At 61.9% G+C, this 19526-nt stretch carries 23 protein-coding genes and 2 tRNA genes; 14 read left to right on the top strand and 11 right to left on the bottom strand.

Going from position 1 to position 19526, the window contains the following annotated elements; genetic code table 11:
• Positions 1 to 2 precede the first annotated feature (2 nt).
• Both A0O30_RS12325 and A0O30_RS12320 read right to left on the bottom strand, forming a co-directional pair.
• Positions 3 to 1163, bottom strand: a complete 1161-nt coding sequence (locus tag A0O30_RS12325; protein ID WP_105946674.1) for a nitrogen regulation protein NR(II) — start codon at positions 1161 to 1163, stop codon at positions 3 to 5.
• 84 nt (positions 1164 to 1247) lie between these two features.
• Positions 1248 to 1523 (bottom strand): hypothetical protein, encoded by a 276-nt coding sequence (locus A0O30_RS12320; protein ID WP_105946673.1) that lies wholly within the window; start codon positions 1521 to 1523, stop codon positions 1248 to 1250.
• Between the two features lie 201 nt (positions 1524 to 1724).
• Between A0O30_RS12320 and A0O30_RS12315 the strand changes: the two genes are divergently transcribed.
• Both A0O30_RS12315 and A0O30_RS12310 read left to right on the top strand, forming a co-directional pair.
• Positions 1725 to 1809: transfer RNA gene (locus tag A0O30_RS12315), tRNA-Leu, on the top strand.
• A 104-nt stretch (positions 1810 to 1913) separates the two neighbouring features.
• The gene (locus tag A0O30_RS12310; RefSeq protein WP_016711429.1) at positions 1914 to 2327 is read left to right on the top strand and encodes a DoxX family protein; all 414 of its coding nucleotides are present in this window, start codon (positions 1914 to 1916) and stop codon (positions 2325 to 2327) included.
• A gap of 1 nt (position 2328) precedes the next feature.
• On the opposite strand, the gene A0O30_RS12305 is transcribed toward A0O30_RS12310, so the two are convergent.
• Both A0O30_RS12305 and A0O30_RS12300 read right to left on the bottom strand, forming a co-directional pair.
• Positions 2329 to 2526, bottom strand: a complete 198-nt coding sequence (locus A0O30_RS12305; RefSeq protein ID WP_105946672.1) for a hypothetical protein — start codon at positions 2524 to 2526, stop codon at positions 2329 to 2331.
• 290 nt (positions 2527 to 2816) lie between these two features.
• Positions 2817 to 3230, bottom strand: a complete 414-nt coding sequence (locus tag A0O30_RS12300) for a DUF3224 domain-containing protein (RefSeq protein WP_105946671.1) — start codon at positions 3228 to 3230, stop codon at positions 2817 to 2819.
• A 158-nt stretch (positions 3231 to 3388) separates the two neighbouring features.
• Here A0O30_RS12300 and adhP point away from each other — a divergent pair, with 158 nt between their 5' ends.
• The 3 genes from adhP to A0O30_RS28010 all read left to right on the top strand — a co-directional run bounded on the left by adhP (position 3389) and on the right by A0O30_RS28010 (position 5209).
• Positions 3389 to 4399, top strand: coding sequence for an alcohol dehydrogenase AdhP (gene adhP / locus A0O30_RS12295; RefSeq protein WP_105946670.1), 1011 nt, complete (start codon positions 3389 to 3391; stop codon positions 4397 to 4399).
• Positions 4400 to 4489: 90 nt separating this feature from the next.
• Positions 4490 to 4696 carry a DUF6434 domain-containing protein gene (locus A0O30_RS12290; protein ID WP_105946792.1) on the top strand — a complete coding sequence of 69 codons (207 nt, stop codon included), beginning with the start codon at positions 4490 to 4492 and terminating at the stop codon, positions 4694 to 4696.
• Between the two features lie 276 nt (positions 4697 to 4972).
• Positions 4973 to 5209 (top strand): hypothetical protein, encoded by a 237-nt coding sequence (locus tag A0O30_RS28010; protein WP_081717231.1) that lies wholly within the window; start codon positions 4973 to 4975, stop codon positions 5207 to 5209.
• A 79-nt stretch (positions 5210 to 5288) separates the two neighbouring features.
• On the opposite strand, the gene A0O30_RS12280 is transcribed toward A0O30_RS28010, so the two are convergent.
• Positions 5289 to 5362: transfer RNA gene (locus A0O30_RS12280), tRNA-Cys, on the bottom strand.
• Between the two features lie 154 nt (positions 5363 to 5516).
• Complete coding sequence (gene sohB, locus A0O30_RS12275) at positions 5517 to 6536, bottom strand: protease SohB (RefSeq protein ID WP_105946669.1); 1020 nt, start codon at positions 6534 to 6536, stop codon at positions 5517 to 5519.
• Between the two features lie 197 nt (positions 6537 to 6733).
• Here sohB and A0O30_RS12270 point away from each other — a divergent pair, with 197 nt between their 5' ends.
• The 4 genes from A0O30_RS12270 to A0O30_RS12255 all read left to right on the top strand — a co-directional run bounded on the left by A0O30_RS12270 (position 6734) and on the right by A0O30_RS12255 (position 9875).
• Positions 6734 to 7444 carry a histidine phosphatase family protein gene (locus tag A0O30_RS12270; RefSeq protein WP_105946668.1) on the top strand — a complete coding sequence of 237 codons (711 nt, stop codon included), beginning with the start codon at positions 6734 to 6736 and terminating at the stop codon, positions 7442 to 7444.
• Between the two features lie 57 nt (positions 7445 to 7501).
• Positions 7502 to 7819, top strand: a complete 318-nt coding sequence (locus tag A0O30_RS12265; protein ID WP_016487959.1) for an SCP2 sterol-binding domain-containing protein — start codon at positions 7502 to 7504, stop codon at positions 7817 to 7819.
• Between the two features lie 184 nt (positions 7820 to 8003).
• Entirely contained in the window at positions 8004 to 9071 is a 1068-nt protein-coding gene (locus A0O30_RS12260) for a phosphotransferase family protein (protein ID WP_105946667.1), read from the top strand.
• Positions 9072 to 9107: 36 nt separating this feature from the next.
• Entirely contained in the window at positions 9108 to 9875 is a 768-nt protein-coding gene (locus A0O30_RS12255) for an SDR family oxidoreductase (RefSeq protein WP_105946666.1), read from the top strand.
• Here the strand turns inward: A0O30_RS12255 and A0O30_RS12250 are convergent, their stop codons facing one another.
• The 3 genes from A0O30_RS12250 to A0O30_RS12240 form a co-directional block, all read right to left on the bottom strand.
• A complete protein-coding gene (locus A0O30_RS12250) occupies positions 9876 to 10697 on the bottom strand; it encodes a bifunctional 2-polyprenyl-6-hydroxyphenol methylase/3-demethylubiquinol 3-O-methyltransferase UbiG (protein ID WP_105946665.1) in 822 nt (273 codons plus the stop codon). It abuts the gene before it with no gap.
• A 224-nt stretch (positions 10698 to 10921) separates the two neighbouring features.
• Positions 10922 to 11272 carry a hypothetical protein gene (locus tag A0O30_RS12245; protein ID WP_016498900.1) on the bottom strand — a complete coding sequence of 117 codons (351 nt, stop codon included), beginning with the start codon at positions 11270 to 11272 and terminating at the stop codon, positions 10922 to 10924.
• 72 nt (positions 11273 to 11344) lie between these two features.
• Positions 11345 to 12505 carry a GGDEF domain-containing protein gene (locus A0O30_RS12240; protein WP_105946791.1) on the bottom strand — a complete coding sequence of 387 codons (1161 nt, stop codon included), beginning with the start codon at positions 12503 to 12505 and terminating at the stop codon, positions 11345 to 11347.
• A 224-nt stretch (positions 12506 to 12729) separates the two neighbouring features.
• Between A0O30_RS12240 and A0O30_RS12235 the strand changes: the two genes are divergently transcribed.
• The 4 genes from A0O30_RS12235 (at position 12730) to A0O30_RS12220 (ending at position 16914) form a co-directional block, all read left to right on the top strand.
• Positions 12730 to 12921, top strand: a complete 192-nt coding sequence (locus A0O30_RS12235) for a hypothetical protein (RefSeq protein ID WP_105946664.1) — start codon at positions 12730 to 12732, stop codon at positions 12919 to 12921.
• 73 nt (positions 12922 to 12994) lie between these two features.
• Complete coding sequence (locus tag A0O30_RS12230; protein ID WP_025753699.1) at positions 12995 to 13384, top strand: glycine zipper domain-containing protein; 390 nt, start codon at positions 12995 to 12997, stop codon at positions 13382 to 13384.
• Positions 13385 to 13522: 138 nt separating this feature from the next.
• Complete coding sequence (locus A0O30_RS12225; protein ID WP_105946663.1) at positions 13523 to 15352, top strand: SLC13 family permease; 1830 nt, start codon at positions 13523 to 13525, stop codon at positions 15350 to 15352.
• A 137-nt stretch (positions 15353 to 15489) separates the two neighbouring features.
• Positions 15490 to 16914 carry a GGDEF domain-containing protein gene (locus tag A0O30_RS12220; protein ID WP_105946662.1) on the top strand — a complete coding sequence of 475 codons (1425 nt, stop codon included), beginning with the start codon at positions 15490 to 15492 and terminating at the stop codon, positions 16912 to 16914.
• Position 16915: 1 nt separating this feature from the next.
• Here A0O30_RS12220 and A0O30_RS12215 read toward each other — a convergent pair whose 3' ends face one another.
• Positions 16916 to 17677 carry a TSUP family transporter gene (locus A0O30_RS12215; protein WP_016711449.1) on the bottom strand — a complete coding sequence of 254 codons (762 nt, stop codon included), beginning with the start codon at positions 17675 to 17677 and terminating at the stop codon, positions 16916 to 16918.
• A 100-nt stretch (positions 17678 to 17777) separates the two neighbouring features.
• Here A0O30_RS12215 and A0O30_RS12210 point away from each other — a divergent pair, with 100 nt between their 5' ends.
• Entirely contained in the window at positions 17778 to 18683 is a 906-nt protein-coding gene (locus A0O30_RS12210) for a LysR family transcriptional regulator (protein WP_105946661.1), read from the top strand.
• Between the two features lie 334 nt (positions 18684 to 19017).
• On the opposite strand, the gene A0O30_RS12200 is transcribed toward A0O30_RS12210, so the two are convergent.
• Positions 19018 to 19374, bottom strand: coding sequence for an SH3 domain-containing protein (locus tag A0O30_RS12200; protein WP_105946660.1), 357 nt, complete (start codon positions 19372 to 19374; stop codon positions 19018 to 19020).
• Positions 19375 to 19526 lie beyond the last annotated feature (152 nt).

The raw sequence follows: 19526 nt of genomic DNA, 5'->3' as shown, positions 1-19526 counted from the left end.
GCTCACCTGTCGAGATTGCTGTGGGTCTTGTCCTGATACGTTGGCAAGTAAAGTTGCATGGAAGTTCCGTGGCCGGGCTCGCTGTCGACAAAAATGGCGCCGCCGCTCTGCCTGGCAAAACCATATACCTGGCTAAGGCCCAAGCCAGTGCCCTTGCCGAAAGGCTTGGTCGTGAAGAACGGCTCGAAGATGCGTGGCAATACCTCAGGCGCAATGCCTTCGCCGCTGTCTTCCACCACAAAGCGCACGAAACGGCCTTGCAACCCTTCCACTTCGCCCGCCAGCTCAACTACTTCGGCCGTCAAGCCTATCCGGCCCTCCCCTGCGATGGCATCGCGGGCGTTGAACAACAGGTTCAGCAGCACCATCTGCAATTGCCCGGCATCCACTTCGATCAGCGGCAAGTCCGCCTGCAACTGCACCTGCAGGTCAACCGAACTGGGCAGGGCATGTTCCAGGAGCCCACGCGTGGCCGCTACAAGGTCTGCTGGCGCTACACACGCCACATCGAGTTTTCGGTGGCGGGCAAAGCTGAGCAGTTGCTGGGTCAGTTCAGTGCCTCGCTGCCCGGCATCAAGAATATGCTGCAGCATGCGCTGGGCACGCGCCGGGTCCTGGGTGGCTATCGCCAGGCGCGCCGAACTGATGATGATGGTCAGCATGTTGTTGAAGTCATGCGCCAGCCCGCCAGTCAGTTGGCCGAGGGCCTCCAGTTTCTGTGCCTGGAACAGCTGGGCGCGCACCGCGTCCAGTTGCATCGCCGACTCGCGGCGGTCGGTGATGTCCCGGGTAACTTTGGCCAGGCCGATGATCTGGCCCTGGTCGTCGCGGATCACGTCCAGCGCCGCCAAGGCCCAGAACTGTGTACCATCCTTGCGCACACGCCACCCTTCATCCTGCGCTACACCTTGCTCCAGCGCCTGGCGCAACAAGCGCTCCGGGCGGCCGTCGGCACAGTCCTGCGGCGTGAAGAACAGCGAGAAATGCTTGCCGATCACTTCATCGGCGCGGTAACCCTTGATCCGTTGCGCACCGGCATTCCACGACACCACATGGCCGGCTGGGTCAAGCATGTAGATGGCGTAGTCCACCACCGACTGAACCAGCTGCTCGTAGCGGTGGGCAGGCATGACGGGGTGGTCGGGGCAGTCAGCTGAAACCATGCAAGCTCCACTGGCACAGCGGGAGGAACAAAATGAGCTTAGCCGAACACGCCCGGCGACAGGCAGCCGTGCGGCTACCGAAAGTCACCGTTCAGGCTCGACCAGTATCGGGCTGATGCGTCGCGGCATGGCGACTTTCAGCAGCCACACGCCAACCAGCATGATAACCCCGCCACCTGCCAGGGCCATCAGCCGCTGCGGTTGAGGATGTTCGGCATCGAACCCCAACATCAGCAGGTAAACACCCAGGCTGACCAGGCTGAGGTAGAGAAAAGCCCACAACACGATCACCTGCGCAAACAGCAGCCGCCAGAACAGCCGTGGGCGCACGACACGCTCGCAAGCGTCGGACTGAGTCATCGCCGCATACTCTTGGATCCAATAAAAGGGCAACAGTGGCGTAATGACAGCAAGGTGTCAATTATCCGTTCGCTCGACCCTTCATTCTGTTGATCATAGGTGCTGCAGTTGACTCAACTATAACAATGGGTTATAAAGCGCGCTTGATTGCGAAGCCCTTCTGCTTAGAAGCGAGCCGGTCGTTACGACCCCTTCAAGCGTGCGAGTGTGGTGGAATTGGTATACACAGCAGACTTAAAATCTGTCGGCGTGAGCCTTGCGGGTTCGAGTCCCGCCACTCGCACCAAACTTCGTTGAAAAGGCGCCCTTGCGGCGCCTTTTTGCTGCCTGCCGGCAATGTCTCGCGCAGCTGCTAGAGTGGAGCTTGTACTCGTCCACTGGAACGCCGCCATGCGCTACTCCCTGTTTGATGGCCAACGCGACATCATTATCCTGATAGCCCGCGTGCTGCTGATGATCCTGTTCGTCTTGTCTGGCTGGGCCAAGCTGACCGGCTTTGACGGCACGGTCGGCTACATGACCTCGCTGGGTGCCCCTGCCCCCATGCTGGCGGCTGCGATTGCCGTGCTCATGGAGTTCGTGGTCGGCATCCTGCTGATCCTGGGCTTCTATACCCGGCCGCTGGCGTTCCTGTTCGCACTGTTCGTGCTGGGCACGGCACTGCTGGGCCACCCGTTCTGGAACATGGTCGACCCTGAGCGCAGTGCCAACATGACCCAGTTCCTGAAAAACCTCGCCATCATGGGCGGCCTGCTATTGCTGGCCGTAAGCGGCCCAGGGCGCTTCTCGGTGGACGGCCGCTAGGTCAGTCGTCTTCGCAATCGTCGAACCAGGCTGGGTGATCCCGCTCCTCGTCATCGAGGTCATCCAGCGTTTCCTCGTCTTCTTCCACTTCATCCTCGGCGCCCTGGGCATCTGCCTCGTGCTCCATGTCGTCGTAGAGAAACTCATGGTCGAGCAGGTGATCGTGTTCGGGTTCGTGCAGGTCGTCTTCGTCGTGCATGCTGGCTCCTGGCGTGATGGCAGGCCTGTATAGGCTGATCAGGTTCCGAGGTCAATGCGTTGCCACTTAATCCTGGGTTAACCAGCCGGGCGCAACCTGCAGGCTCTCCCTTCAAACGTCTTTTGCCCGCCGCTCATGGCGGGCTTTTTTATGGTGTTGCGCACATGACAGCCTCATGACCTGCGCTTCACGAAATACTGACAAACGGATGGGCACACTGACCCTGCTCCGTACGTTCTTGCAGCCCGCCGCATCATTGCCGCGGGCTTTTCTTTTTGTGGCGCCCGCAGCTAGCCTTGCTGGAACTGATAACTCAGCCAGATGCGGTGCGTGCCATCCGCTTCGATAGCGATACCGCCCGCCCCGGTGATCCCTGCCAACTCATCCGTACCACTGCCAGCGACAATGCTGAAGAACTCGTCCGCACGATCCGTACCGCTCGTAGATGCAGAGTGAATGAAGTTGAACGCACCCTGCCTCCCGTTCACTGCGCCCTTGAAGCTTTCAATCGCGATGTAGCTCCCGGTTCTGGTCGCTTGATTGAATGCCGCCGTGAACACTGTCGAGGACGTGCCCTCGATGGCGCCTGAATACCGTTTTTCCATGGTGCTGATGGAGACTGGCAAACCCGTTTCGACCCGAGGCTCAAGGCTTACGCTGACGGGTTTGAAATTGCTGGTAGAAAAAGTGGCTGATGCTTCCATAAGGGCTACCTCCATCCATGTTCGAGATGTTTCGCGATTTCTGCTGATGTTCCGGCTTATGCCGGCGATCATGACCTGAAGCAGTTTTGCCCGGCCACGCAAGGGCTATGCTAACCCAGCGATAACCCAAGCTCACTCGGATAGACACGGAGGCTCTTATGAAAGCTGCTGTTGTTGCGCCAGGCCGTCGCGTGGATGTGGTTGAGAAAACCCTGCGCCCCCTCGAACACGGTGAAGCGCTGCTGAAGATGCAATGCTGCGGTGTGTGCCACACCGACCTGCATGTGAAAAATGGCGACTTCGGTGACAAGACCGGCATCGTGCTGGGCCATGAAGGCATCGGCGTGGTCCAGGAAGTCGGGCCGGGCGTTACCTCGCTCAAGCCGGGCGACCGTGCCAGCGTGGCATGGTTTTATCAGGGGTGCGGGCATTGCGACTATTGCACCAGCGGCAACGAAACCCTGTGCCGCGAAGTGAAGAACTCCGGGTACACCGTGGACGGCGGCATGGCAGAAGCCTGCATCGTCAAAGCCGACTATTCGGTCAAAGTACCTGACGGCCTCGACTCCGCCGCCGCCAGCAGCGTTACCTGCGCCGGCGTAACCACCTACAAGGCGGTAAAAATCTCCAACATCCGCCCTGGCCAATGGATCGCCATCTACGGCCTCGGCGGGCTGGGCAACCTGGCGCTGCAATATGCCAAGAACGTGTTCAACGCCAAAGTGATCGCCATTGACGTCAACGAAGAGCAACTGCGCTTCGCCAGCGAAATGGGCGCCGACCTGGTGATCAACTCACGCACCGAAGACGCAGCGAAGGTCATCCAGGCCAAGACCGGGGGCGCCCATGCCGCTGTGGTGACGGCCGTTGCCAAAGGTGCATTCAACTCAGCTGTAGATGCGCTGCGCGCAGGCGGCCGCCTGGTTGCCGTCGGGCTTCCGTCAGAGTCCATGGACCTGAATATCCCCCGCCTGGTGCTGGACGGGATCGAAGTGGTTGGCTCGTTGGTCGGCACACGGCAAGACCTGCAAGAGGCCTTCCAGTTTGCCGCTGAAGGCAAAGTAGTGCCCAAGGTAACCCTGCGGCCGATCGAGGACATCAACCAGATCTTCGACGAGATGCTGGAAGGCAAGATCAAAGGCCGCATGGTGATCCAGTTCGAAGGTTGATAGCCTGAAGGCCGATCATTTCGAACGACCCAAAGCCCGTGGATGATCATTCACGGGCTTTTGCCCTTTTTCATAGTCAAGGAACAGACCATGAGCTTCGACTGGCACGCCGGGCCGATTACCCGCACCACGCCCCTGGACAAGCACTACCGCAACACGCAAAAGGTGCGTCAGTTTCTGCTCGACGAGTGTGGCCAGGCATTCAAGTTCGACCGAGCCTTCATGGCGTGGATCAAGAGCGGTACGCCGTCCACTATGGGCGACGTCGCGGATGAATGGTTACGGATGCATCGCTGACTTTCATTGGCGGGTGCCTGCGCGCATGCCTGCGTTACAGCCGCTTTCTCCAACATCTTGTCCAACGCTTCAACCATGCTGGAATAATCCATTTCCTGACAACCTCGCTGGTGGAATGGGCTTGAGCTCAACTTTAGCTCGCGAACATTTCAATACGTGGTGAGGGAACCGGGGCGTCATTACCACCCTCCCTTCTGATGACCCGCGTATGGGTGGCGCGGTTCAAGATAAGTGCTCAAGATGCAGCATCGGGCCTGTACACAGGAGGAGATGGGCATGTCGATTCGAAGCTTGGCCAAGCATCTACCGCCAGATCCTTCCAGAGCGGGCTGGGTTCTGGGATGGGGCGTTCTGAGAGACAGGCATCCCTGGCATTTCGTCGATGTCTATGCCGATCAGAAGACGGCCGAAGCGGAGGCAAAGCGCCGAGGGGAAGGTTACGTCGTGGAGTTCGGCTCGCATCGCCTGGGGTCGCGTGATTTTGTCTGTGGCGTAACCTTGCCTGAAGGCTAGCGCCCAAGCGGAAACGATCAGATTTTCCAGCGCGCAAATAAAAACCCCGCAGACGTTAATCTGCGGGGTTTTCGAATGGTGGAGGCCGAGGTCGGAATCGAACCGGCGTAGACGGATTTGCAATCCGGAGCATAACCACTTTGCTACTCGGCCTCAAAGGTCGGATCTAGCTGCTTGCGCTTTGCTATCTCCTTGAAACGCTGAACCTTTTTCAAAGTTTGCTGCGTTTCGATGGGCGCCATTATGTCTTCATTCCTTTAACCTTGCAACCCCCTGAACGAAAAAAAATTTCAACGGGTTCAAGGTGTTAGCGCAGACGCCCGAGTTTACTCCACAAACCTACCACCGTGTTCTCCACCGTGCCGCTGGCCGCCATGCCGATGCGTTCCTGCAGGCTCTTGCGTTCGGCATAGTGCAGGTGGAACAGGCTGGCATTGCGCGCACGCTCGCTGAGGTATTCGTCGCTGGTCTGCAGTTCGTCCACCAGCTTTCGGTTGAGGGCCGCAACCCCGAGCCAGACTTCGCCGGTGGCCACTTCATCAATGTGCAACTGTGGGCGGTAGCGTGCAACGAAGTCCTTGAACAGCTGGTGGGTGATGTCCAGGTCTTCCTGGAACTTCTCCCGGCCCTTCTCGGTGTTTTCGCCAAACACGGTGAGGGTGCGCTTGTACTCGCCAGCGGTCAGCACTTCGAAGTCGATGTCATGCTTCTTCAACAGGCGGTTGACGTTGGGCAGCTGCGCCACCACGCCGATCGAACCCAGCACGGCGAACGGCGCACTGACGATTTTCTCGCCGATGCAGGCCATCATGTAACCACCGCTGGCGGCCACCTTGTCGATGCACACGGTCAGCGGGATGCCAGCCTGACGAATGCGCGCCAGTTGCGACGCTGCCAGGCCGTAGCTGTGCACCAGGCCACCGCCACTCTCCAGGCGCAGCACCACTTCGTCACGCGGGGTGGCGAGGGTCAGTAGCGCGGTGATTTCGTTACGCAGGCTTTCAGTGGCCGAGGCCTTGATGTCGCCATCGAAATCCAGCACGAAGACCCGGCCCTTTTCCTCGGCCTTGCCCTTCTTCTGCTGTTTTTCCGCCTTGGCCTGCTGCTTGCGCAAGGCCTTGAGCTGGGCCTTGTCCAGCAGGCCAGACTCCAGGCGCTCGCGCAGGTCCTTGTAGAACTCGTTCAGGCGGGTGACCTGCAATTGCCCACCCGGTTTGCGCCGCCCCTTGCCGCGCAGCCCGGCGATGGCTGACAGCACCACCAGGATGGCGATGACCAGGGTGGCGGTTTTGGCGAGAAAGCTTGCGTATTCGGCAAGAAACTCCACGTTGACTCCTTAAATACCTGCGCCACGGCGGCGCGTAACTGTTGCAAGCATACCGTTGCACCCGAGGTGCTGCCAGCCGGTGCAAACGCTGGCAACATCTTTCAAACAACCTTTTCAAACGCTTGTATGTTTTTTCGTTGACAGCCCGTGTGCCGCATCCTAACCTCGCAGCAACCTCCAACAGGCCGGAACCTTTCGTGGGCAACCTCTACCTGATCCGACATGGCCAAGCCTCATTCGGTGCCGATGACTACGACGTCCTCTCCCCCGTGGGCGTGCGCCAGAGCCAGGCCCTGGGTGAGCACCTTGCCCAGCTGGGTGTGCAGCTGGACCGTTGCGTGGCAGGCGACCTGCGCCGTCAGCAAGATACCGCGCGCCTGGCCCTGGAGGCCTTGCAGGCCAACGGCTGCCCGGTGCCAGCGGTTGAGACCGACGCGGCGTTCAATGAGTTCGATGCAGACGGCGTCATCCGCGCCCTGTTGCCCGGGCTGCTGCCGCAAGAGCCAAACGCCCTGCACATCCTGCGCAATGCTGCGCAGCACCGCAGCGAGTTCCAGCGCCTGTTCGCCCTGATGGTGCAGCGCTGGCACGACGGAGAGCATGCCGACGACGGCCTCGAAACCTGGCACGCTTTTACTGCCCGCGTACAGGGTGGGCTGCAACGCGTGCTGGATACCGCCGGCAGCGGCGACAATATCGCCATTTTCACCTCGGGCGGTACCATTGCCGCCCTGCTCCACCTGGTTACCCGTATCACCCCCAGCCAGGCGTTCGCGCTGAACTGGCAGATCATCAACACGTCGCTCAGCCAGCTGAAGTTCCGCGGCCGCGACGTGGCACTGGCTTCCTTCAACAGCCAAGCCCATGTGCAGCTGTTGAGGGCGCCGGAGTTTGTCACCTACCGATAAGCCCGGCTTTGTTGTGTCCCTGCGGGGACGTGTAAATCACTCTATAAGGAATGCGCCATGACCTCCGTAGCTGATGCCGTCAAAAAGATGCAAGAGAAGTTCAACCCATCCGCTGCCGCCGGCCTGGACCTGGTGTTCGGCTTCAACATCACCGACGAAGGCAAGCAGTACGCGCTGATCGTCAAAGACGGCACCTGCGACCTGCAGGAAGGCGAAAACCCGGATGCCAACTGCACCCTGGTAATGGACAGCGAAACCCTGAAGGGTATCGTCAGTGGCGAAACCGACGGCATGCAGGCCTTCATGGGCGGCAAGCTGCGCGTTGAAGGCGACATGATGCTGTCGATGAAACTCAGCGAGCTGTTCCCGTCCTGAGGGCTGGGGATACCGGATGATCGAAAACCGAAGCCCTCGCGGCTTCGGTTTTTTTTTGCCCGGCATTCGGTGCAGTGATCCACCGGCAACACCCGCACCTATATGGCACCTGGCACGCTTGTTCCAGCCTGGGCAGGCCATTAGATTAGCCAATAGTCCTTGCGATCGAGAATAAGGAAAACGCATGACGCTCACCGACCAGTCCACCCAGGTACGCCCCGGCGAAGAACTCGACGCGGCCGTCATCGACCCTTACCTCAAGGCCAATATCCCCGGCCTGGATGGCCTGCCCAGCATCAGCCAGTTCCCGGGGGGCGCCTCCAACCTTACCTACCTGGTCAGCTACCCGGGCCGTGACTTCGTACTGCGCCGCCCACCGTTCGGGCAGAAAGCCAAGTCGGCCCACGACATGGGCCGCGAGTTCCGCATCCTCAACCAGCTGAACAGTGGCTTCCCCTACTGCCCCAAGGCCTATGTGCACTGCACCGACAGCAGCCTGATCGGCGGCGAGTTCTACGTGATGGAGCGGGTCAAGGGCATCATTCTGCGCTCGGATATCCCCGCCGAACTGAACCTGGACGCCAGCCACACCGAGGCCCTGTGCAAAAGCTTCATCGACCGCCTGGTCGAGCTGCACCAGGTGGACTACAACGCCTGCGGCCTGGCCGACCTGGGCAAGCCGGAAGGCTATGTGCAACGCCAGATCGAGGGCTGGACCAGCCGCTACGGAAAAGCCCTGACCCCAGATGCCCCGCGCTGGGAGCAGGTGATCGCCTGGTTGCACGACAAGATGCCCGCCGACCACCCGAAGCCCGGCATCGTGCACAACGATTACCGCTTCGACAACGTGATCCTCGACGCCGACAACCCCATGCGCATCATCGGGGTACTGGACTGGGAAATGGCCACCCTGGGTGACCCGCTGATGGACCTGGGCAACAGCCTTGCCTACTGGATCGAGGCAGACGATCCGGCACCGGTGCAACTGATGCGCCGCCAGCCGAGCAATGCACCAGGCATGCTTACCCGTCGCCAGTTCGTCGATTACTACGCCGAGCGTGCGGGCATCCAGCTCGACAACTTCGATTACTACTATTGCTATGGCCTGTTCCGCCTGGCCGGCATCGTCCAGCAAATCTACTACCGCTACTACCACGGCCAGACCCAGGACAAGCGCTTCGCCCAGTTCATCCACATGAACCGTTTGCTGGAACAGATGACCTTGCAGGTCATTGCCAAGTCCAGCCTCTGAGCACCGACCACGACGACGGATAAGAAGGAAAACAGCATGTCCAAGACCCACCTGTTCGACCTCGACGGCAAGATTGCTTTCGTTTCCGGTGCCAGCCGTGGCATTGGCGAGGCCATCGCCCACTTGCTGGCACAGCAAGGGGCCCATGTGATCGTTTCCAGCCGCAAGCTCGACGGTTGTCAGCAGGTGGCCGACGCCATCATCGCCGCCGGCGGCAAGGCCACGGCAGTAGCCTGCCACATCGGTGAACTGGAGCAGATCCAACAGGTGTTCGCCGGTATTCGCGAGCAGTTCGGTCGCCTGGACGTGCTGGTCAACAACGCCGCCACCAACCCGCAGTTCTGCAACGTCTTGGACACCGACCCGAATGCCTTCCAGAAGACCGTGGACGTGAACATCCGCGGCTACTTCTTCATGTCGGTGGAAGCCGGCAAGCTGATGCGCGAGCACGGCGGCGGCAGCATCATCAACGTGGCATCCATCAACGGTGTGTCGCCCGGCCACTTCCAGGGGATCTATTCGGTAACCAAGGCGGCGGTCATCAACATGACCAAGGTCTTCGCCAAGGAGTGCGCCCAGTTTGGCATTCGCTGCAACGCCCTGTTGCCGGGCCTGACCGACACCAGGTTCGCCTCGGCATTGGTGAAGAACGACGCCATCCTGAACGCCGCACTGCAGCAGATCCCGCTCAAGCGCGTGGCCGACCCAAAAGAAATGGCCGGCGCAGTGTTGTACCTGGCCAGCGATGCGTCCAGCTACACCACCGGCACGGCACTCAATGTAGACGGCGGCTACCTGTCCTGATCAAGCCTTGATTGCCACCAAGGTGTAGCTCAAGGGCAGACGTGCGGGCTGCTCGCGCAAGCGATACTCACCGTCGCTGCCCTTGACCATCTGCCCCGGCAACGCCTCCCAGGGGATGCTCTGGTGCTCGACCAGTGCCCTCAGTTGCAGCCCATGCGCCAGCAAGGCAGTCACCACTTCGCCCAGGCCGTGGTTCCATTCGTGGGTTTCGGTGTGGGCAAGGCGCTGGTCGGTTTCGACGTAGGTCTGGTCGTTGTGCCACACCGTCGGCGCTTCGTGCTCGAAATACGGGTATTCGAGCTGTAGGCGGTCCTGATGGTCTTCGTTGACCGCCATCAGCATCGGGTGCCCATCGCGCAGGAATAGCCGCCCGCCTGGTTTCAACAGTGCTGCCACCGTACGCGCCCACGGCTCGATGCGGGGCAACCAGCACAGTGTGCCGATACCGGTATAAACCAGATCGAAGGTGCCTGCCGGCAGCACGCTGTCGGCGGCATAGACGTCGGACTCGACATAGTCGATCGGCACCGCACAACGCTCGGCCAGTGCACGCGCCTCGGCCAACGAGGCTGCGGAATAGTCCAGGCCGCAGACCTTGGCCCCAAGGCGCGCCAGCGAGAGGGTGTCGGTGCCGATGTGGCACTGCAGGTGGACGGTGTTCAACCCGTCGATATCGCCTAGCAATGGCAGGTCGAAGCGGACGGTTTCGGAAAGGTGCCCGGGGCGCTGGACCAGAAGCTCGACTTCGTAGTCCTTGGAGGCAGCATGTAGCGGAGCGCGTTCGTCCCAGCTGGCACGGTTGAGTTGCAGTGAGCGATCCATGGTGTCGTCCTTGAGTGGTAACGGCCCATGCTAGCCGTCACCACGCGTCTTGTGACACAACTGCCTTGCTAAAAATTGTAAAGCCCCGCTCGCGCCGCTGGGGCTGCTCTGCAGCCCATCGCCGGCAAGCCAGCTCCCACAGGGTTCGCACAATGCTGAAGGTTTGCGCAACACCTGTGGGAGCCGGCTTGCCGGCGATGAGGCCAGAACAGGCCACTCCAAGCTTACAAACAGGTAGCCGCTGCCGCCCGGCGCTGCAATGCCACGCCGTCATTTTTCTGTGCGTAATAGTCAACCCGCGCCCCACCCGCCTGCGGGTAAACATCCACGAACGCTTCGGCTTCGCGGGTATACACGGTGAACCCGCCCTGCTTGCGCGGCTCCAGATAGCCACTGGCATCGTCGCCGAACACCTTCTCTTCCTGCCAGCTGAACTGAATGCACTGGGCCACCAGCTCTGGTGCCTTGTGCGAATCGAGCTGCGCCGTCGGCTTGCCGCCGCGGGCCGTCTCCATGGTCGCAGAAGCACAACCGACCAGCATCAGTGCTGCGGCCATCGGCAGAATCGCACGCATGTTCCATCCTCAGGGTAAAAAAGAACGCGACTCTAGCACTGGCCGGCATCACGCGTGAATGCTTGTTCGCACTCAACCCGCTTCGGCCATTGCCGCCATATGCACCGTATTGCGCCCGGCGGCCTTGGCCTGGTAAAGCGCTGCGTCAGCCTGGGCCAACAGGCTGGCGGTGCTGTCTTTGAGCCCAGGCACGCCGCACCACAAGCCAACGCTGAAGCGCAGTTCGATCTGGTCACCGGCAAAACTCGCCGGGTTGCGCGCAATGGCCTCACGCAGCCCTTGCAGCGCAGCCATCGCCCCGCTGCGGTCAGCGCCCGGCAGCAGCAACAGGAACTCCTCACCACCATAACGGCCCAGGCAGTCACCTTGGCGCAGCCGCTGTTGCAACTGCCGCACGCAATGGCACAGCACCTCGTCACCTGCCAGGTGCCCATACAGGTCGTTGATGCGTTTGAAATGGTCGATGTCGATCATCGCCACAGCCAGGCTGCCCTGCTGCTGGCGAGCCTGGTCCAGTTCCACGGCAAAGCGCTCAAGGATCGCCCTGCGGTTCAGCGTGCCGGTCAGCACATCGTGCAGGGCCAGGTGCTGCAAGCGGGATTCGCTGCGCTCCTTGGCCATCAACACCAGCCCGATCGAATACATCATCACCGTGGCTGTGCCAATCGCCACGGAAATGCTCTGCTTGAGGTTGCTGGTGTCATAGCGCAACTCCACCGCCGTGCCATTGGCCACCGCCACCACACGCATGCCCAGGCCGACCAGGCTGATCAACGCACCGATCTGCAGCAGCAAGTGGGCCTTGCCCGGCCGCTCGGCATAGCGTCGCGCCCAGTACAGAATCATCGAACACTGCAGCATCAGCACCAGCGTTGCCAGCAGCATACGTGGCTCCACCGTATCGAGCAGCAGCATCAACCCCACCAGCATGCACGCCGGGATAATGAAGATACTGCGCCAAGGCACCACCTGCTGACGCACCCGGAACAGGCTGGCCGTATAGAACGCCAGGGCCAGCGACAACAGGCTGTTGCCCAGGCCATAGCTGAGCCACAGCGGGGCCTGGGCGTAGACGGTGTAGCAGACATAGGCCAGGGCATGCACCAGCAGCCCGCACCCCGTGAGCAAAAGGTTGTCACGGCGGTTACTGCGCCCGACCAGCAACAGGCAGAAGGCCAGAATGGTTGCAACCAAGGCAACGGCGGCGAACAACGTGGGGGTATGGGCGATCATCATGATTCACTGTGTGGCAGATTGCCGTCTTGCCTGCGGCTTACCCCACAGTCTAGAGGGGCATTACCGGCTCGACCATGACCGAATGGGACAGAACAGCAGCCCACAAGCACGCCGCTCATCACTGGCGCGACAAATTTTTGCCTGCCAGGGAAACCAAATGGATCATTCCCAGTCTCAGCAAGTGCCCTGTAAACCATTGCGGATCAAGGACCTATATCGTGATGACCCGCCTTGCAAGCCTTTCGCTGGTTGCTGCTGTCCTGCTGACCGCAGGCTGCCACAGCCATCGCTACCATGACGACGACGATGGCTGGCGTGACCGCGACCGTGACCATCGGCACCACCATCGCCATGACCGCGACGATGATGACGATGACAATCGCCAGTATCGCGGTGACCGCTACTACCGCTGAAGCGTCTTTGCACCCCTGACCCGCCGCCCGTTGCGCGGCACCTTAACCTGATGATTTCTTTGAGGTTCGTATCATGCGTCTGACTCTGCCTTCCCTTGCCCTTGGCCTGCTGCTGTGCCAGGGCGCTTTCGCCGGTGACGGTACTGCCGCCATTGGCGGTGGCCTGGGTGGTGCCCTGGGTAACGTTGTCGGTCAATCGATCGGTGGCAAGACCGGGGCGGCCATCGGCGCGGGCCTCGGCGGCGCAGCCGGCAGTGCGGTAGGTGCACGCAAGGGCAACCGTACCGAAGCCGCCATCGGCGGTGGCCTGGGCTCGGCCGGCGGCTCGCTGCTGGGCGGCGCGGTGGGCGGCAAGACCGGCTCTACCGTCGGTGCCGGCCTGGGCGGCGCGGCCGGTGGTGCCATCGGCAACCACCTGGGCGACAATAACGGCAGCAAAAAGCACCGCCGTCACCGTCACTGATCCGGTGACCCCAGGGGCCGCAATGCGGCCCCTTTTGTTTGGCAAACCCTGCAGCACATCAACACCCCCTTCATCACAAGCTGGCACACTGGCTGCTACTGTCTATCGTGCCCCTGTGTGAAGGAACACCCCCTCCCCATGAACCAAGAGCTGCTCTGGGTCCTCGGCCTGCTGGCCATCGTCATCCTCCTGTTCGTCATCAACCGCCCGCGCATGGACGTGGTCGCACTGCTGGTGATTCTCGCCCTGCCGCTACTGGGCATCCTCACCGTCGAGCAGGCCCTGGCCGGCTTCAGCGACCCCAACGTGGTGCTGATCGCCGCCCTGTTCGTGATTGGCGAAGGCCTGGTGCGTACCGGCATTGCCTACCGCATCGGCGAATGGATGAGCGAGCGGGCCGGCAACAGCGAGGCACGCCTGCTGGTGCTGCTGATGGTGGCGGTGGCCGGGCTGGGCTCGATCATGAGCTCCACCGGCGTGGTGGCCATCTTCATCCCGGTGGTGCTCAGTATTGCCGCACGCCTGAAACTCTCGCCCAGCCGCCTGATGATGCCGCTGGCGTTCGCCGGCCTGATCAGCGGCATGCTCAGCCTGGTGGCCACACCGCCCAACGTGGTGGTGCACAGCGAGCTGGTGCGCAATGGCGAAGCCGGTTTCAGCTTCTTCAGCTTTACCCCGTTTGGCCTGGTGGTGCTGGTGCTGGGCATCGGCTACATGCTGCTGACCCGCCACTGGCTCAACGGCGAAGTGCGCAAGGACGGCCGCGTGGAAACCCGCCGGACACTGCTGGACCTGGTGCTGGACTACAAGCTCAACGGCCGCGAACGGCGCCTGCGCATCCGCCCCCACTCGCCGCTGATCGGCCACACCCTCGGCGAACTGGAACTGCGTACCCGGCACGGCGCCAACGTGATCGGCATCGAACGCCAGCACAAGTTCACCACGCGGGTGATGGCTGCCGACTCCAGCACCGTGCTGCACCAGGGCGACGTGCTGCTGCTCGACCTGTTCGCCAACCGCGACGACCTGCGCAGCCTGTGCCAGACCATGCAACTGGAGCCACTTCACTTCAAGGCCGCCTATTTCATCGACCAGTCCCAGGAACTGGGCATGGCCGAGGTCTCCCTACCACCGGGGTCGCAGCTGATTGGCAAGACCATTCTCGAACTGGCCTTCCGTACCCGCTTCGACCTCAACGTGGTCGGCCTGCGCCGCGAGCAGGCAGCGATCGAAGACCAACTGGTGGAAGAAAAGCTGCGCCTTGGCGACACGCTGCTGGTGGTCGGCCCATGGAAGGCCGTACGCCAGCTGCAAAGCAAGCCCAGGGACTTCCTGGTGCTGAGCCTGCCTGCCGAAATCGACCAGGTGGCCCCCGCCCGCACCCGCGCGCCGCAAGCGCTGCTGAGCCTGGCGGTGATGGTCGGGCTGATGGTCAGCGGTGCCGTGCCTAATGTCATGGCCGCGCTGATCGGCTGCCTGCTGATGGGCGCCGGCCGCTGCATCGACATGAACAGCGCTTATCGGGCCATTCATTGGCAAAGCCTGGTGCTGATCGTCGGCATGCTGCCCTTTGCCCAGGCGCTGCAGAAAACCGGCGGCATCGACCTAGCGGTGAGCGGGCTGGTCAGCGTGCTGGGGGGGGCCGGCCCCAGTGCCATTCTCGCCTGCCTGTTTGCCGTCACGGCGGTGATTGGCCTGTTCATTTCCAATACGGCCACTGCGGTGCTGATGGCGCCGGTGGCTGTCAGTACCGCAGCACAGCTGGGGATGTCGCCCTACCCGTTCGCCATGACCGTGGCGTTGGCCGCATCGGCGGCGTTCATGACGCCGGTGTCATCGCCGGTCAATACGCTGGTGCTGGGCCCGGGGCAGTACCGTTTCGCCGACTTCGTCAAAATCGGCGTACCGTTCACCCTGCTGGTGATGCTGGTGACCGTGTTGATGGTGCCGTGGTTCTTCGGGCTGTGACGACACAATCGAGGAATGAAGGCAATTTGGCATTATCTCGACCGATCGCGGCAGATTGACATCAACTGCCCTGACGAAACACACTGCGGGTCATTGCCCCAGGTGCTTCAAGGCGTTGTCCTGGATTTCGTTTCCGCTTGCCGGTCGAGCCCATGGTTTTTGCTGCCCAATCGCGCTTGTTGCCTTACGTCGTTCTGCTCTGCCTGACCTTTGCCCTCACCCTGGGCGGCATCTTGGCACGCCCGATCGAATCGCTGTCGCTGTTCTGGCCGGTGAATGCCGTATTGGCCGGTGTACTGCTGCGCTACCCTCGCCAGGCCACGCTTACCGGCTTTGGCCTCGTCTGGCTGGCCATGGTCGGTGCCGACCTGCTGTGCGGCAGCGCCTGGGCCCCGGCCCTGTGGTTCAACCTGTGCAACCTGGGCGTGGTGGTGACCCTCTGGCAATTGCTGTCGCGCTTGCCGCGCCTGCACCGACGCATGCGTACCCCGCACGGCGTACTCAGCGTATTTGCCGCCTGCGCCGCTGGCGCCATGGTGGCGGCCAGCATGGCCGCGGCGATGGCCGCGCCCTGGTTCCAACAATCGTTGCGCGCCACTTGGCTGGCCTGGTTCAGCGAACAGTTCTCGACCAGCGTGCTGGTGCTGCCGGTGCTGCTGACTGCGCCCTCGGTGCGGGCCTTGGTGCGTGGTGGTGCCCAGGCCATCCGCCTGGCACCGCTGCTGGTGCTGCTGGCCTCGCTGGCGTTCAGCATTGCCTTTGGCGGCCCCGGGGCCATTGCCTTCCCGATTGCCGCCTTGCTCTGGTGTGCCTGGACCTATTCGCCCTTTATGGTTTCGCTGCTGGCACTCACCGCCGGCAGTACCTTGATTGTGGCGGTGGCGCAAAACCTCATGCACTTTAGCGTGCCGCAAAGCGAGCCAGGGGTGACCACGCTGATGTCGGCGCGCCTGGGCATCGCCATGCTGGTGCTTGGCCCGCTGGTGGTGGCCTGCGTCAGCCAGGCCAACCGCAGCCTGATGGCCCGCCTGGCGCACCAGGCGACCATCGACCACCTTACCGGCGTGCTCACCCGCAGTGCCTTTACCCGCCGTGCCAACGCGTTGCTGGACAGCCGCCAACAGCATGCCCAGGCGCTGCCGCTGACCCTGATGATGCTGGACATCGACCATTTCAAGTCGATCAACGATGCCCACGGCCACGCGGTCGGTGACCAGGTGCTGCGCCAGTTCGCCAGCACCTTGCAAGACCAGTTGCACAACGATGAACTGCTCGCGCGCCTGGGTGGCGAGGAGTTCGTCGTCATTCTCCCGGGCCTTGCGCCAGAACGGGCCAAGTTCACCGCCGAACGCCTGCGCCGCGCCGTACAGGACCTGCATGTGGTGCAGGCCGACCAGCGCCTGCAAATTACCGTCAGTATCGGCCTGGCCGGCTGCGACGCCGACCGCCCGGCCCCCAGCCTGGACGCGCTGCTGGCAAGCGCCGACCAGGCGCTGTACCGGGCCAAGGCCCATGGCCGCAATCGCGTCGAGCAGGCCGAGGCGCAGCGCCAGGTGATCTGAGTCAACCGGCCAGCAAGTCCCACGACAGCTTGGCGATCAGCACGCACAACAGCACCAGGAACAACCCGCGGACAAAGCCGGCGCCCTTGCGCACTGCCAGCCAGGTACCGGTCAGCGCGCCCAGGATGTTGCACACCGCCATGGGCAGGGCGATGGCATACAACACGTTGCCCGTCGGCACGAAGAACACCAGTGCCGCCAGGTTGGTGGCGATGTTCACCACCTTGGCCGACGCCGAGGCGTGCAGGAAGTCCAGGGCAAAGAAGCGGATGAACAGGAAGATCAGGAAGCTACCGGTGCCCGGGCCGAACAGGCCGTCGTAAAAGCCGATCGCACCGCCGATCAGCACCGCCAGGCACTGCTCCTTGCGGCCGATTTGCGCAGGCTTGTGCAGGGTGCCGAAGTCTTTCTTGCAGAAGGTGTAGATGGCCATCAGCACGATCAGCACCAGCACCGCCGGCCGCATCACGCTGGGCGGCACCAGCGACACCGTGGCGGCACCGGCGAACGACATGACAAAGGCGCTGAGTGCAGCGGGAACGATCAGCCCCCAGTCCAGCGTCACCTTGCGGATAAACGACCGCGCCGCGAAGGCCGTGCCGCACACCGACGCCAGCTTGTTGCTGCCGAGCAATGCCGCTGGCTGTGCGGTGGGCAGCACATTGAACAAGGCCGGGATCTGGATCAGCCCACCGCCCCCCACGGCGGCATCGATCAGCCCAGCGGCAAAAGCGAACACGGAAAGTACAGCGATATCCATCATGATGCAGGCCCAGAGGCAGAGAAGACGCCTGCAAGGCTAATCAAAGTACCGTGCTTGTGTTGAAATGCCATATTGCGAAAACTGCAACAAGGAGCAGGCGATGGCATTGGACATGCTGCGGGAAATCCAGGCGTTCGTCAGCGTGGCACACAAGCGCAGCTTCGTCGCCGCTGCCCGCGCATTGGGGCGTTCTCCCAGCGCAGTTACCCGAGCTGTGCAAACCCTGGAAGACAACGCCGGAAGCAAGCTGCTCAACCGCAACGCCAACGCCGTGACCTTGACCGAAGCCGGCGAGCGACTGTTGCCGCACGCCGAACGCTTGCTGGATGTGCAACGCGATGCAGCCGACGAACTGGCCGCGCTCAGCGGCAGTGCCCAGGGCTGGATCCGCTTTGCCGTGCCGCAGTTGCTGGGGGAGCATGTGTTGCCGCAGGTGCTTGCCGAGTTTTCTCGCTGCCACCCGCAAGTGACCCTGGACGTGCAGTACAGCGACGAAGCCCTCGACCCACTGCAAGGCAAATTCGATTTCGTGGTGCGCGGCGCCTTCCCCCAATCAAGCGAGCTGATCGGCTACCCGCTTTGGCCCTATCAGCGCCACCTGTATGCCAGCCCCGCCTACCTGGGCCAGGCCGGCACACCGCAACACCCGGAAGACCTGGAGGGGCATACGCTGATCCTGCATACCGCGCCACGCATCCTCAAGGCCTGGCATTTCTGCCGCGAGGGCCAGATCACCAGCCTGCGCCCCAGGCCCAGGCTGCGCCTGGGTTCGGGTGATGCGGTGTACCACAGCACCCTGGCCGGTGCCGGTATCGCCCGCCTGGCCGCCTGGGTTGGCGAAGCGCAGGTCAAAACCGGGCGTCTGGTGCGGGTGTGCCCGCAGTACCGCCTGACCTCCAGCAGCGGCCAGGACCCACAGATGCATGCGCTATACCCTGCCGGCGAGCTGCCGGCACGGGTACGTGACTTGCTGGCGGCCCTGCGCCGAGCCGGCATGGCCCAATGAAACAGCCACTGAAACGGCTGTTCAATTTCTGCTCAATTTAACAGAGCCCGCCGTGGGCTTGGCTTACAGCACTTTATCCACAGACCTACCCACGTTTTTTGTGGACAGATTTCCCAGCGCAAAGAATGACTTATCCCATGCGCGGATAAACGTTGAACCTCAGCTTGGCGGAATCGTGCCAAGAAGACCAATCAGAATGGTCAGTAGCAGAAAACCACCCAGGAATAGCGCCAGCTTGCCCATTGGAACCTCTACAGTTGTGATGCGGGAATGGGCATATTCTCGGCCTTGGGCTGATACGGTTACAGATTCAGCTTTGTGGAAAAAAAGCGGATCAGATGGAAACCTGCTGAAGCTTTTCTGCAGGCAGCCAACCCAGTTCGCCATTGCCATGGCGACGGCACCAGACCCACCCGTTGAGCGGGCGCAGCATCTGCACCCGCTGCCCGGGGTCGGCATCGAGCTCATGCGCTGAGTAATTGTCCAGTGCCCTGCCCTGGCACACGCTGATCCGCTCGATCAACTGGGCCGGTACCCAGCCAGGCTCCTGACCACTGCAGGTACACAGGTACCAGTCCTGCCAACCTGGCTCGCCTTCGTAGCGTGGCCCGATGTTCAGCAACGTGCCCTTGGCGAAGCGAATGGGCCGCGGGTATTCACTGCGATGAGGTTCAGTGACAACGTAATGCATGGGCCTCTCCTTGGCCGGGTAAACCTTCGATTGGTACAGCAGCGGAGAAACCACCGCTGCACCGCGTTTGTATCGTTATGTGTACCCATTGAGACCTGATACACAAATACGTTTCCAACGGGTCAACCGGACATATCGGCGATACAGCCGTC

It is taken from the genome of Pseudomonas sp. LLC-1, from assembly GCF_002992185.1.
Taxonomy (GTDB): Bacteria; Pseudomonadota; Gammaproteobacteria; order Pseudomonadales; family Pseudomonadaceae; genus Aquipseudomonas; species Aquipseudomonas monteilii.
Note: the sequence above shows the minus strand (reverse complement) of the source record. Positions and strands in the feature narration are given on the sequence as shown.